Genomic DNA, 12,796 nt, shown 5'->3' on the forward strand with positions numbered 1-12,796 from the left:
AGCCAGGTCTTCCGCCACAATAAAACGGCCGGGGCACTGCCATGCCCCGGCCGTTTCGTTTGCGGATGTCCAGAAGTTATTCGGGCACGACTTCGAGGACCGGATCGCCGTAGGGATCGACCACGGTCTTCTTGATATTCAAGAGTTCTATCCAGCGCCGCACCGTGCCGACGATGACCACGGCCATGAGGGCGACCACGATGATGGCCAGGGTGGCCAGCAGGTAGAGGCCCTTGGGAATGTAGTTGTTAAACACCTGCAGATAGCCGGCCCACATGGTGATGACCACCATGGACAGGCCCGGCACGGCCGTCATCCAGGCATAGCGCGCCTTGCCCATGCGGATGATCATGGTGGTGCCGATGAGTAGTCCCACCGCGGCCAGCAGCTGGTTGGACATGCCGAACAGCGGCCAGATGGTGGAGATGTCGCCGGTGTAGACGAGGTAGCCCCACATGAAGGTGAAGATGGCCGAGGTGGACAGGATGCCCGGCATCCAGTGCTTTTCCTGGAACTTGGGGATCACCTGGCCGATCATTTCCTGGAGGAAGAACCGGCCCACCCGGGTGCCCGTGTCCACGGCCGTGAGGATGAACACGGCCTCGAACATGATGGCGAAGTGGTACCAGTAGTCCATGAGGTGGTTCATGATGGGAATCGACGAGAAGATGTGGGCCATGCCCACGGCCAGGGACACCGCGCCGCCGGGGCGGCCGGTGATGTTCTCGCCTACGGCGGCGGAGAGCTGGGCCAGATCGACGGTGGCCATGCCGAGCGTCGCGAACACCTCGGGCTTGGTGTTTATCGCGAAATAGTCGGCCGGCACCAGCACGCAGGCGGCGATAAGGGCCATGATGGCCACGAAGCCTTCCATGAGCATGGCCCCGAAGCCGACGAAGAGCAGGTTGTTCTCGTTATCGAGCATCTTGGGCGTGGTGCCGGTGCCGATGATGGCGTGGAAACCGGACAGCGCGCCGCAGGCGATGGTAATAAACAGGAACGGGAAGACCGCGCCCGGAATGATCGGGCCGCCGCCGCTGACGAACTTGGTGAGCGCCGGCATCTGCAGGTCGGGGCGGACGTAGAAGATGCCGATGGCCAGCATGGCGATGGTGCCGATCTTCAAATAGGTCGAAAGATAGTCGCGCGGGCATAGCAGCAGCCAGACCGGCAGCACCGAGGCTACGAAGCCGTAGATGGGGATGGTCAGCGCGATGGCCGGCCGGGGCATGTTGAACAGCGGTCCCCAGGTGGGGCTGGCGGCCACGTAGGGGCCGATGAGGATGGCGACAAAGAGCAGACCCACGCCGATGATGGAGGCCCCAAGCACGTCGCCGTCGCGCCACTTGTGGAGATAAACGCCCATGATGAGCGCAATGGGGATGGTGGCGAAGACGGTGAACGTGCCCCAGGCGCTGTCGTGCATGGCGTTGACCACGGCAATCGACAGGCCGGCCAGGGTCAAAACGAGGATGAACAGCACGGCAAAACCGGCCACGGAGCCGGTGCCCTTGCCGATTTCCTGGGTAGCGATGTAGGCCAGGGACCGGCCCTTGTGGCGCACCGAGGCGAAAAGCACCACGGTGTCGTGGACGCAGCCGGCCATGACGCAGCCGACGAGGATCCACAGCGCGCCCGGCAGGTAGCCGAACTGGGCCGCGAGCACCGGCCCGAGCAGGGGGCCGGCCGCGGCGATGGCCGCGAAGTGGTGGCCGAAAAGGACGTACTTGTTGGTCTTTACGTAGTCATGTCCGTCCGCCATTTTGACCGCCGGGGTGAGCCGGTCGATCTTGGCTCCCAGCACCTTGCGGGTGAAAAACAACCCGTAGAAGCGGTAGCCGATGGCGAAGACGCACAGGGCGGCGAAGACCAGGGTCATGGCGTTCATGCCTGCCTCCCGTGTTTGGGCCGCCCGGGGATCGGGCGGGCCGTTGCCGATGTTCGGCCCCGAAATGACATCCCGGGTCGGCGACAACAAGACGCCGCGCGCCAAAAGGCGATTGTCGGGGGCGAAAGGGCGGTTTTACGGGGCGGTTGACAGGTCGGCCGGGTTCGCGGGCCGGGACGGCGTCAGCCCGGCAGGCCCGGCAGGCTCGGCGGCGACTCCGGCGTTAAGGGCGTCCCGGCCGGGACGGACCGGGAAGGCCGGCGGCGCGGCCGGCGGGGCACGAAAAACGATGCGCGTGCCCTCGCCCGGAGCGCTTTCGATGCGCAGGGCGTAATCGTGGCCGAAAAGCTGCACCAGCCGTTGGTTGGTGTTGCGCGCGCCAACGCCTTCGGTGAGCGACCCGGCGGCGTCGGGCGAGAGGATGCGCGCGCGGGTCTCGGGCGACATCCCCAGGCCCTCGTCGGCCACTTCCACCCACAGATGGCCGTCCCGGCGACGGGCCGTCACCGTCACCCGGCCGCCTTCAGGGCGGCCTTGCAGGCCGTGGCGCACGCTGTTTTCCACCAGGGGCTGGATGAGGAGCGGCGGCAGCAGCCAATCCTCGCAACCGGGTTCGAGGTCGATTTCCGAGACAATGCGGTCGCCGAAGCGGGCCTGCTCAATGGCGAGATAGGAGCGCACCTGCTCCATCTCCTCGGACAGGCGGATGAGCCCCCGGGAGCTGTCGAGGTTGCGGCGCATGTAGCGGGCCAGGTCAAGCAGCAGTTCCCGGGCCTGCCCCGGGGCGGTGCGGCAAAACGAGGCAATGGTGTTGAGGGAATTAAACAGGAAATGCGGGTTGATCTGGGCCTGGAGGCGGCTGATCTCGGCATGGGCCAGGAGCTGGTTTTTGATGCCGATGTCTTCCAGTTCGAGCTGGGTGGAAAACAGATCGGCCAGACCCTTGGCCAGCTCGAACAGGGGCTGGTCCAGGGGGCGCGCTTTGGTCCCGTAGATTTTCAGGCAACCGCGTATGGCCGCGCCCTTGCGCAGGGGCACGATGATGGCCTCGCGCAGCGGACAGTCGGGCAGGGCGCAGCCGATGCTTTCCTGGTCGCGTAAAAAAAGGGCCGCGCCGGATTCGTAGGAGAGCCGCGTGGCCCGGGTGCGCCAGGGTTCACCGGCCAGATGGTGGTCCTGTCCGGCCCCGACATGGGCCAGGATGGTGCTGTCGCCGGTGATGGCCACGGCGGCCACGCCGGTTTCCTGGCGGATGATGGCGGCGGTGGCCTGGGCCGATTCCGGGGTCAGGCCGCCGCGTAGGTGGGGCACGGTCTGGCTGGCGATGGACAGGATGCGCCGGGCCTCGGTGGAGTCCTGGCGCTCGCGCAGGCTGCGCTGGAGCTTGAGTGCTCGGGTAAAAATGGCCGCGCCCATGGCGTTTATGACGATCATGGGCGCGCCGATGACCTTGACCAGCTCCAGGGCCTCGTCAAAGGGCCGCGACAGGGCCAGCACCAGCCCCATGTGGACGCTCTCGCCCACCAGCCCCAGGGCCATGGCCCAGCCCCAGTCCAGGGCCTGGCCCGGATAACGCCGGGCGATAAGGCCAGCCGCAGCACCCTCCAGGAATGTCGCCAGGGCGCAGGGCAGGGCGCTGAACCCCCCCACGTCGATCAAATAGCGGTGGCCGCCGGCGATGAGCCCGGCTCCGATGCCGACCACCGGGCCGCCGAAAAGCCCGGCGGTGATGACGCCCATGGCCCGCAGGTTGGCGTAGGAGTGGAACACGGCGTTGCCGGTGTAGGTGCCAAGAATCCCGAAAACGCCAAACAGCACGGTGACGGCGGCCGTGGCCCAGGCCGGGCGTTTCTGTCCCAGGCCCATGCGCTCGAAGGGGGCCAGGGTCATGATGGCGAAGCCGCCGGCCAACAGCAGGCCGAAGCGCTGGGAGAGGTGGACAAAAAGCCCCGGGACTTCGGGCGTGAGGATGTCGAGGTTCATGGGGCCTCCGTCACAGTCCCAGGCGTTCCTTGAAGTCGCGTACCCGGTTGCGGCTGACCGTCACTTCGGTGCGGGCCGGGTCGTTCATGACCAGCAGGTATTTGCCGCCGACCCAGGGCGAGAGCTCGGCTATGCGCTCCAGGTTGACCAGCACGGCCCGGTTGGCCCGGAAAAAGGGCTGGCCGGCCAGCCGTTCCTCGGCCCGGGTCAGGGTGGGGAAGCCGTGGCAGGGGTAGCGGCCCTGGTCGGTGAGCGCGCCCACGTCGCGGTCGTCGGCCTCGATGAGCACCACTTCGGCGGCGGGCAACAGCGCGATGCGGCCATGGCGCAGCACGGCCACCCGGGCCAGCCCTCCGCCGGCCCGGCCAAGGCCGGCCAGAAGCGACCCCAGGGCGTCGGTGAGGCCGGCCCGGCCCTGGGCCAGCCGGCGGCGCACCCGGTCCAGGCTCACGGCCAGGCGTTCGGCGGCCACGGGCTTTAGCAGATAATCCACGGCGTTTTGCTCGAAGGCGGCCACGGCGTACTGGTCGAAGGCGGTGACGAAAACGAACAGCGGCACATGGGGCAGGCTGGCCGCCTCGGCCAGGACGTCGAAGCCGTCGCGGCCGGGCATGCGGATGTCGAGGAAAACGAGATCGGGACGAGAGACGGCCATGGCGGCCAGGGCGGCCTCGGCCCCGTCGGCCTGGCTGGCCTCGACGTCGGGGTGTTCGCCCAGCAGATAGGCCAGCTCGTCGCGGGCCGGTTTTTCATCGTCAACGATAAGCGCGCGGATGCCCATGCCCGTATTTAGCCCCGCCGCCATCCCCTGTCCAGCCAGCGCCGCGTCAGCCTCTGACTCCCCAGCCGACAGCGCCGAACCCCCTTTTCCCCGTTGGGGGGTCCGGGGGCCTCAGGCCCCCGGCCGCCGGAGGCCTCTTTCTCTTCACATAACTAATCCCCCCGTACGGGGTCGCCGGTGTTGTCGGGCGACCATAGGGGTGTTTCGGTGCAGGCACTTTGGCGCAGTTCGCAGGGGTTGGCGTCGCAGACCGGGCAGCAGGGCGGGTCGCAGGGGTCGGCGTGGATCATGACGTCGGCGTCGGGGCCGAGGTGCGCCAAGAGGAGTTTTTCCATGGCGTCCACCTGTTCGTGGGCTTCGGCCAGGGTCATGTCGCGGGGCAGGATCAGGTGCAGGTCCACGTGGACGGCACGGCCGGACTTGATGGCCCGCAGCCGGTGGATGTCGATCCAGGACGGGTGGCGGCGCTCCCGCAGCAGGTCGCAGATGCCGGCCAAAAGGGCCGGGTCGGATTCGTTCATGAAGCCGGCCACGGACTGGCGCACCAGGGCGATGCCGGTCCAGGCGATGTTGGCCCCGACCAGGCAGGCGACCAGCCCGTCGAGCCACAGCCAGCCGGTGGCCCAGACAAGCCCCAGGCCCAGGAGCACGCCCACGGAGGTGTAGACGTCGGTGAGCACGTGGCGGCCGTCGGCTTCCAGGGTCAGCGACCCCGAGCGTTTGCCCTGGCGCAGGAGCTTGAGTCCCAGCCACAGGTTGACGCCGCTTGCCGCCGTCAAAAGCCCGATGCCCGCGCCCAGGCGCGGCAGGGGCTGGGGATTGGCGATCTTGTCGAAACATTCCCAAAAGATAGCCGCAGCAGCGAAGAGAATGAGCATCCCTTCGAACCAGGCGGCGTAGTATTCGATGTTGCCGTGGCCGTAGGGATGGCGCGCGTCGGCCGGTTTGGCGGCCACGGAGACGCTTAAAACCGCGAAGGCGGCGGCCACCACGTTGATGATGGACTCCAGGGCGTCGGACAGGATGGCGGCGGAGTCGGTGAGTACGTAGGCCCACATCTTGACGGCCAGCAGGACCACGGCCACGGCCAGGGACAGCCGGGCTGCCCGCACCTCGGGCACGGCGGTTTTGGCGAAGAGTTGCATGGCGACTTTGTACGTATGGGGCGGCGTTCTGTCCATGGCCGGCGGGCTTTTCCTTGACGTGGGGCGGCCGGGCGGACACAAAGGGCCGATGACCGCCGCCATCGACATTGCCCTTTTCCCGTATGCGTTTCCGGCCGCCGCCGCCCTCTTGGGACTGGTGCTGGGGAGTTTTTATTCGGTGTGCGTCTCCCGGGGCATCCGCGAGACCTCCATCGTGTCGCCGCCGTCGCATTGCCCAGAGTGCGGGCATCGGCTGCGGCCTTGGGAGCTTGTGCCGGTGGTGAGCTATCTGCTGCTGCGGGGGCGCTGCGCGGCCTGCCGCAAACCCATTTCGCCGCTGTATCCGCTCATTGAACTGGCCTCGGCGGCCTGGGCGACGCTTTGCGCCCTGCATTTCGGGCCGAGCTGGTTTTTCCTGGGCTACCTCGCCCTGGGCGGGCTTTTCATCATCGCTTCGGGCATCGATTTCGCGGTCTATCTGCTGCCCAATTATCTCACCTATCCGGCGGCCGTGCTCGGCCTCGCCCTGGGAGCCTTGGACCCGGCCATCGGGCCGGTCCTGGCCGGCGTCGGCGCGGCCCTGGGCTTTGGCGTTTTTTGGCTTTTGGCCGCCGCCTACCGCACGGCCAAGGGCGTGGACGGCCTGGGCGGGGGCGACGTCAAGCTCATGCTCTCTATCGGCGGGGCCGTAGGGGGCTTGGGGCTGCCCTATGCCGTGCTCATGGGCAGTCTGGCCGCCCTGGTTGCCAGCCCCTACTATGTCCTGGGCCGGGGCAAGGACCGGCAGATGCCCATTCCTTTCGGCCCGTTTTTGTGCCTGGGCGGCATGGCCCAGATGCTTTACGGCCAGGAGATTTTTGCGCTCTTGGCTGGCCGCTGACGGCAACGCCGGGCTTGGGCTGGCCTGGGGCCGATGCTTCGTGCTAGAGAACCGACAGGCCCACGGGCCGTACCGCCATCCCGACGGAGGACGCCATGACGCGCCGTTTCGCCTGCCTTGCCGCCGCTGCGGTTTTGGGCCTGATGACGGCCTGCACGCCGGTGCAGGTCAAGCCCTATTCCGATTCCATGTTCTACGGTAATTGCATCATGCCCTTTGGGCCGGACCCCTGCGATTCGGACATGGAAATCTGCCAGACCTTCCAGGACGTGTTCAAGACGGATTATCCCAACGTCGAGGCCTGCCGGGCGGCCTGCAACAAGATTTTCATCGACCAGAACAACAAATACCTGGGCCGCAACTGCTTCTACATGCTCGACCACGGCGGCTCCCTGTGCGAACAGCAGTGCAACCGCCTGTACCCGAAGCAAAAATGACGCTTGGCATTCGGGCCGGCCAGGGGCATGGTGTGCCCCGTCCGGCCCATGGCCGGGATAAACTCGTCACTTTCGGACCGCCCATGCGCCATACTCTTTTCCCGTCATGACACGTCCGGCCGCTCCGCTCCGGGCCGACGCCCCGCGCCGCGACATCACCGCCGCGGCCGGCGTCGTGACCCTGACCTTTTCCGGTTCCTGGCGCATGGACCAGACCCTGCCCGACATTGAGGCGGTGCGTCAGGCCCTGGCCGCTTCTCCCGCGCCCCAAAAGCTCGTGCTTACCGGGGAGGGCGTGACCGGCTGGGACAGCCTGTTTCTCACCCAGTGCCGGGCGATCATCGCCCTGGCCCGGGAACGCGGGGTGGCCGTGGACGCCGGTTCCCTGCCCCCGGGCGTGGAGAGCCTGCTGGCCCTGGCCGCCAAGGTGCCCGAACGCCAGGGCGCGGCCCGCGCGGTCAAGCGTACGCCCTTTCTGGAGCGCATGGCCGACATGGGCTACGGCGCGGCGGAAGGGGTCAGAAATCTGCTTGATTTCACCGGCGACGTGACCCTGGCCGCCTGGGCCCTGGTGACGGGACGGGCGGTGTTCCAGCGCTCCCAGCTGACGACGCTCATTTACCAGGCCAGCATCGACGCCCTGGGCATCGTGTCGCTTATAAGCTTCCTGGTCGGCCTCATCCTGGCCTTTGTCGGAGCCATCCAGCTGTCGCAGTTCGGGGCGCAGATCTACGTCTCCACCATCGTCGGCATCGCCATGGTGCGGGTCATGGGCGCGATCATGACCGGCATCATCATGGCCGGCCGCACTGGCGCGGCCTATGCCGCCGAACTGGGCACCATGCAGGTCAACGAGGAAATCGACGCCCTGCGCACGTTTGGCTTCTCGCCGACCCAGTTTCTCGTGTTGCCGCGCATGATCGCCCTGGTCCTCATGATGCCGCTTTTGTGCATCTACGCCGACATCATGGGCATCATGGGCGGCTTCGTGGTGGGCGTTTTTATGCTCAAGATCAACCCCATCCAGTACCTGACCCACACCTGGCAGTCGGTGCCCCTGGCCAACTTCTGGATAGGCCTCGTGCACAGCACGGTGTTCGGGGTGCTGGTGGCCATGGCCGGCTGCTACCGGGGGATGCGCTGCGGCCGCAGCGCCCTGGGCGTGGGCCAGGCCACCACGGCCGCCGTGGTCACGAGCATTTTGGCCATCGTCATCGCCACGGCCATCCTGACCGTGTGCTGCAACATCATCGGCGTGTGAGGCCCGCGTGAAGCCCGTTTACGACACCGCCGCCCAGGCGAGCGCCGCCGCAACGGACGATCCGGCCATCCGGGTCGAGGGCCTGACCATGGCCTACGGCGATTTCGTCATCATGCGCGACCTCAATTTCGTGGTCCAAAAGGGCGACATCTTCATCATCATGGGCGGCAGCGGCTGCGGCAAATCGACCCTGCTGCGGGTGCTGGTGGGCCTTAAGGAACCGGCCGCGGGCAAGGTGTACTACCGCGAGGGAAGCCTGTGGGACGCGGCCCCGGCCACCCGGGCGGCCATTTCCCGACGCACCGGCATCCTTTACCAGTCCGGGGCGCTTTTCAGCTCCATGACTCTGGCCGAGAACATCGCCCTGCCGTTGTCGCAGTACACGGCGCTTACCCGCAAGCAGATCCGCGAGGTCTGCTCGCTCAAGCTCGCCCTGGTGGGCCTGGCCGGCTTCGAGGACTTCTATCCCTCGGAAATCAGCGGCGGCATGTGTAAGCGGGCCGGGTTGGCCCGGGCCATGGCCCTGGACCCGGACATTCTGTTTTTCGACGAACCCTCGGCCGGGCTGGACCCGGTGAGCGCCCATCTTTTGGACGAACTTATCTTGGAGCTGCGCGAGAGTCTCAAGGCCACCTTCGTGGTGGTCACCCACGAGCTGGCCAGCATTTTCGCCATCGGCAACAACTCCGTCTATCTCGACGTGGAAACCCGGACCATGACCGCCAGCGGCGACCCCAAGGAACTGCTGGCCCACAGCCAAGACCCCCAGCTCCGCCGGTTTCTCACCCGGGGCCAGGAACAGCAAAAGGACGACTGACCATGAGCGGCAAGGCCAACAAGACCATGATCGGGCTTTTCGTGCTGGGGGCGCTGACCCTGGCCCTGGCAGCCATCGTCGCCCTGGGTTCGGGCGTGTTTTTCACCAAGACGTTTCCCTGCATCATGTACTTCCCCAACTCCGTCTCGGGCCTGGAAGTCGGCGCGCCGGTGCTGTTTCGCGGCGTGCCCATCGGCTCGGTCAAGGAGATCAGCATCGAGGCCGACGCCTCGCGGCTGCATTTCTACATTCCGGTGGTGATCGAGATCCTGGGCAACAAGATCAAGCTGGCCCCGAGCGAAAAGACCAAGAGCGCGGAAACCCTGGTCCAGACCCGCAAGGAAACCCCGGGCGATCTGTTGTCCCAGCTCATCGAAAAAGGGCTGCGGGCGCAGCTTGTGACCCAAAGCTTCGTCACCGGCCAGTTGGCCGTGTCCCTGGACCTCATGCCCGACACGCCGGTTCGGCTGGTCGGCGGCGCGCCCTTGCCGGAAATCCCCACCGTGCCCTCGACCTTTGAAAAGCTCACCGAGACCATCAAGCAACTGCCGCTCCAAGAGCTGGTCAATCGCCTGATCGGCGCGGTGACCGGCATCGAACAGCTCGTCAATTCGCCCGAACTGACCAAGATGCCAGCCAAGATCGACGCTGTGCTGACCAGCGGCAGCGAGCTTGTCACCGAACTGCGCGCCCAGGTCGGCCCCTTGTCCAAGAACTTCGAGGACGCGGCCCAAAGCTTCACCGAACTGGCCAGGCACCTCGACAAGCGCACCGAAGGCATTAGCGTCTCGGCCAAGACGGCCATGGATTCCTTTGACGCCACCATGAAGGAGAGCCGGGCGGCGATTAGCCGGTTCCAGAAGATCATCAACAGCGATTCGCCCACCGTCACCGACCTCAACCGGGCGCTGTCGGAAATCGCCGCCGCCGCCAGGGCCATCCGGGAGCTGGCCGACTACCTCGAACGCCACCCCGAAGCGCTCATCCAGGGCAAGGGAGGACCCCGCAAATGAACTCCGCCATCCGTCGTCTGTCCATGACCCTGGCCGTCGGCGCGGCCTGCCTGCTGCCGATCCTGGCCGGCTGCGGCAAATCCGCGCCCACCCATTTTTATTCCTTAAGCGGCGCGGCCCCGGCCGCCGAGGGCGACGGGCCGTCCGGGCCGTGCCTGGCCGTGGGCATCGGGCCGGTGGACTTCCCGTCCTACCTGGACCGCTCCCAGATCGTCACCCGCACCGGGACCAACCAGATGCATCTGGCCGAGTTCGAGCAGTGGATCGAGGCCCCCCACGACAACTTCCAGCGGGCGCTGGCCGAGAATTTGTCGCGGCTTGTCTGCGTCAAGCCCATCTACACCTACCCCTGGCCGGTGGGGGCGCGCCTGGAGCGCCAGGTTGTCATCCAGGTGGCCCGCCTCGACGGGACCCTGGGCCAGGAAGCGGTGCTGCGGGTCAGTTGGTCCGTCCTGGACGCCGACCACAAGACCCTGGAGTGGCGTTCCGGCGACTACCGCGAGCCGGTCTCCGGCCCGGATTATGCGAGTTTGGCGGCGGCGCAGAGCCGGCTGGTGGAGAAATTCGCCAAGGAAGTCGCGGCCACATTGGCCGTTAAATAGCGTCTTGTCGGCACTGCCGCCTGAAGCGGGGCAGGGCGCGCGTTTGGCGTGCCTTGCCCCGCTTTGCATTGGGCTGCGGTCGGGGGCGGCGGCCTCAGCGGGCGGGAAGGCGACGGTCCGGTGGATCGGGCAGGGAGCGCGGCGTGGCAACGGCAAGGGGCGGCTGGAGGCCGCTGCGGCTTTCCACAGGCGGTCGAGGCCGGGAGCTTCGCCGGCCCGGGGCTGGCCGAAATGGCGATGGCCCTTGGCGGCGTCTTCTCTTGTTTTGACGTTGGGGCTCGCGGCTTCGCCGGGTCGGCGAAGTTCCCATCAGCCGTCGCGGGGCGCAAAAAAAGCCGGGCCCCCGAAGGGGCCCGGCGTGGCATCGGATAGTCGGATAACGCCGCGGGTGAACTAGAACTTGTAGGTCAGGCCGAAAGCGACCTTCCAGGCGTCGCCCTCGCGGGACTTGCTGGCCAGGCGATGGCCCCAGACGCTGGACTGGAAGTCGCCGTGAGCCCAGCCCGTCTCCATGACGGCGGCCAAGTTCTCGTAGATCATGTACTTGGAGTCGAAGTTGACGGCCAGGAGGGATTCCTCGGTCGTCAGGTCGCGACCCATGGTGTAGTACGGGTTGGAACCGAGCAGGACGTTCATCTTGCGGATGGCGCCGGGCTGGTTGGTGCCGCGCATGTAGGTGAAGGTCAGGATGTGGGACAGCTTTTCGATGAACGAGATGTTGTTCAGCGAAGCGCCGAGGCCCCAGGCGCCGACCGGGTTGGCGCCCATGTTGGACTCCTTGCCCAGCTCCTGGGAATCGTCGAACAGGAAGCTGTTGCCCGGACCCCAGTTGGGCAGGATCTGCGGCAGACGCTCGGAACCGTTACGGATGGAGCCGTCTTCGCCGGTGGACCACCAGCCGAAGACCTGCGGGGTCAGGATATCCCAGCCGGTGTACTCGGCGCCGAAGTCGATGAACCAGCCCTGGCGCTTGGCGTACTTGCGGTCGGACATGGCGCCCGCGCCGAAGATCACGTCAGCGTAGAACTTCACGGGGTCAAGAGCGGTCACTTCGAAGGTCGAGCCAGCCCACCAGTAGGCGTTCTGGTCGTTCTTCCAACCGTACAGGACCGAACCGGCGGACATCAGGTAGTCGGCGAAGCCGGCGTTGAAGTAGCCGGCCTTGTCGCCGGCAACAGCCACGGCGCCCCACGGGGTGGCCTTGAAGCCGTCCAGGGTGATGGGCAGAGCCAGGAAGTACATGTCCAGCTCGTCGGCAACCTGGGTGGTGGTGGTGTCGTAGGTGCGGTTGGTGTCGATCATGCGCGAGAAGCCCGCGGACACGGCCAGGGTGTCCTTGATCAGCGGGGCGTTCACGACCAGGGCGGCGGCGCGGTCGCCGCCGAAGACAACGGAGTCGGTGAAGAAGGCGTTGGCCGGCAGGGACAGATCCTGCAGACCAGCGGTGACTTCGATGTCGCAATCCGGCAGCTTGAACTGCAGGTAAGCCTGGTAGACGGCGATGGCGACCTGCGGGTTGGCGGCGGTCAGGGTGCCGTGGCCCCAGACGTCTTCAACCTTGATGCCCAGACGGAACTTCACGGCCTCGTTGGCCACGAAGTCGGAACGCAGACGAAAACGTTCCCAGATCTGGAAACGGTCTTCGGTCTGGGTGCCGGCGCCGGTGTAGGCGCCGCTGTTGTTGTCCCAGCTGCCGGTGTTCCAGCCGGTGAAGTTGTGATTGGCAAAGAAGACGCCGTAGACGCGGGCGTCGCCGGTCATCTTCACTTCCGTGGCGGCCTGGGCGAACCCGGCCATGCCCAGAACCAGGGCGGCCAGCAGGGCCCAAACAGTGTAACGCTTCATAACCTTCCTCCTGAAAATAAACAGTTGGCGTTAAACGGTGTCCGACGCCGTCGACGGGTGGCGTCCCGCCGACTTGGTTTAGCAATAATGTTATCCATTACTTCTTGGCAAGACAAAATGGGGCGTTTTTTTACGCGAGTCAAA

Annotated in this window: 11 protein-coding genes; 6 read left to right on the top strand and 5 right to left on the bottom strand. The window is 66.3% G+C overall.

The annotated features are described in order from the left end of the window. Window positions 1-76: 76 nt before the first annotated feature. From C3Y92_RS05455 to C3Y92_RS05470, 4 genes are all read right to left on the bottom strand, one after another. Window positions 77-1,888 carry a carbon starvation CstA family protein gene (locus tag C3Y92_RS05455; RefSeq protein WP_129350329.1) on the bottom strand — a complete coding sequence of 604 codons (1,812 nt, stop codon included), beginning with the start codon at window positions 1,886-1,888 and terminating at the stop codon, window positions 77-79. A 135-nt stretch (window positions 1,889-2,023) separates the two neighbouring features. After that, window positions 2,024-3,871: a LytS/YhcK type 5TM receptor domain-containing protein gene (locus tag C3Y92_RS05460; protein ID WP_129350332.1), complete on the bottom strand. Its 1,848-nt coding sequence runs from the start codon at window positions 3,869-3,871 to the stop codon at window positions 2,024-2,026. A 10-nt stretch (window positions 3,872-3,881) separates the two neighbouring features. Next, window positions 3,882-4,652, bottom strand: a complete 771-nt coding sequence (locus C3Y92_RS05465; RefSeq protein WP_129355800.1) for a LytR/AlgR family response regulator transcription factor — start codon at window positions 4,650-4,652, stop codon at window positions 3,882-3,884. Window positions 4,653-4,804: 152 nt separating this feature from the next. Further along, window positions 4,805-5,797, bottom strand: a complete 993-nt coding sequence (locus C3Y92_RS05470; protein ID WP_129350335.1) for a cation diffusion facilitator family transporter — start codon at window positions 5,795-5,797, stop codon at window positions 4,805-4,807. A gap of 88 nt (window positions 5,798-5,885) precedes the next feature. Here C3Y92_RS05470 and C3Y92_RS05475 point away from each other — a divergent pair, with 88 nt between their 5' ends. From C3Y92_RS05475 to C3Y92_RS05500, 6 genes are all read left to right on the top strand, one after another. Continuing rightward, the gene (locus C3Y92_RS05475) at window positions 5,886-6,677 is read left to right on the top strand and encodes a prepilin peptidase (RefSeq protein WP_129355801.1); all 792 of its coding nucleotides are present in this window, start codon (window positions 5,886-5,888) and stop codon (window positions 6,675-6,677) included. Between the two features lie 95 nt (window positions 6,678-6,772). Beyond that, window positions 6,773-7,114, top strand: coding sequence for a hypothetical protein (locus tag C3Y92_RS05480; protein WP_129350338.1), 342 nt, complete (start codon window positions 6,773-6,775; stop codon window positions 7,112-7,114). A gap of 106 nt (window positions 7,115-7,220) precedes the next feature. Continuing rightward, window positions 7,221-8,375 carry an MlaE family ABC transporter permease gene (locus tag C3Y92_RS05485; RefSeq protein ID WP_129350341.1) on the top strand — a complete coding sequence of 385 codons (1,155 nt, stop codon included), beginning with the start codon at window positions 7,221-7,223 and terminating at the stop codon, window positions 8,373-8,375. 7 nt (window positions 8,376-8,382) lie between these two features. Then, window positions 8,383-9,192 (top strand): ABC transporter ATP-binding protein, encoded by an 810-nt coding sequence (locus C3Y92_RS05490; protein WP_129350344.1) that lies wholly within the window; start codon window positions 8,383-8,385, stop codon window positions 9,190-9,192. A gap of 2 nt (window positions 9,193-9,194) precedes the next feature. Then, window positions 9,195-10,205, top strand: coding sequence for an MlaD family protein (locus C3Y92_RS05495; RefSeq protein ID WP_129350347.1), 1,011 nt, complete (start codon window positions 9,195-9,197; stop codon window positions 10,203-10,205). Then, window positions 10,202-10,807, top strand: a complete 606-nt coding sequence (locus C3Y92_RS05500; protein WP_129350350.1) for a PqiC family protein — start codon at window positions 10,202-10,204, stop codon at window positions 10,805-10,807. Before C3Y92_RS05495 ends, C3Y92_RS05500 begins: the two co-directional genes overlap by 4 nt. A 393-nt stretch (window positions 10,808-11,200) precedes the next feature. Here the strand turns inward: C3Y92_RS05500 and C3Y92_RS05505 are convergent, their stop codons facing one another. After that, complete coding sequence (locus tag C3Y92_RS05505) at window positions 11,201-12,652, bottom strand: outer membrane homotrimeric porin (protein WP_129350353.1); 1,452 nt, start codon at window positions 12,650-12,652, stop codon at window positions 11,201-11,203. Between the last annotated feature and the right edge of the window lie 144 nt (window positions 12,653-12,796).

The organism is Solidesulfovibrio carbinolicus (assembly GCF_004135975.1).
GTDB lineage: Bacteria > Desulfobacterota > Desulfovibrionia > Desulfovibrionales > Desulfovibrionaceae > Solidesulfovibrio > Solidesulfovibrio carbinolicus.

Coding starts and splice junctions, on each gene's coding strand:
- C3Y92_RS05455 (WP_129350329.1), bottom strand. CDS start 1,888: ATGAACGCCATGACCCTGGTCTTCGCCGCCCTGTGCGTCTTCGCCATC.
- C3Y92_RS05460 (WP_129350332.1), bottom strand. CDS start 3,871: ATGAACCTCGACATCCTCACGCCCGAAGTCCCGGGGCTTTTTGTCCAC.
- C3Y92_RS05465 (WP_129355800.1), bottom strand. CDS start 4,652: ATGGGCATCCGCGCGCTTATCGTTGACGATGAAAAACCGGCCCGCGAC.
- C3Y92_RS05470 (WP_129350335.1), bottom strand. CDS start 5,797: ATGCAACTCTTCGCCAAAACCGCCGTGCCCGAGGTGCGGGCAGCCCGG.
- C3Y92_RS05475 (WP_129355801.1), top strand. CDS start 5,886: ATGACCGCCGCCATCGACATTGCCCTTTTCCCGTATGCGTTTCCGGCC.
- C3Y92_RS05480 (WP_129350338.1), top strand. CDS start 6,773: ATGACGCGCCGTTTCGCCTGCCTTGCCGCCGCTGCGGTTTTGGGCCTG.
- C3Y92_RS05485 (WP_129350341.1), top strand. CDS start 7,221: ATGACACGTCCGGCCGCTCCGCTCCGGGCCGACGCCCCGCGCCGCGAC.
- C3Y92_RS05495 (WP_129350347.1), top strand. CDS start 9,195: ATGAGCGGCAAGGCCAACAAGACCATGATCGGGCTTTTCGTGCTGGGG.
- C3Y92_RS05500 (WP_129350350.1), top strand. CDS start 10,202: ATGAACTCCGCCATCCGTCGTCTGTCCATGACCCTGGCCGTCGGCGCG.
- C3Y92_RS05505 (WP_129350353.1), bottom strand. CDS start 12,652: ATGAAGCGTTACACTGTTTGGGCCCTGCTGGCCGCCCTGGTTCTGGGC.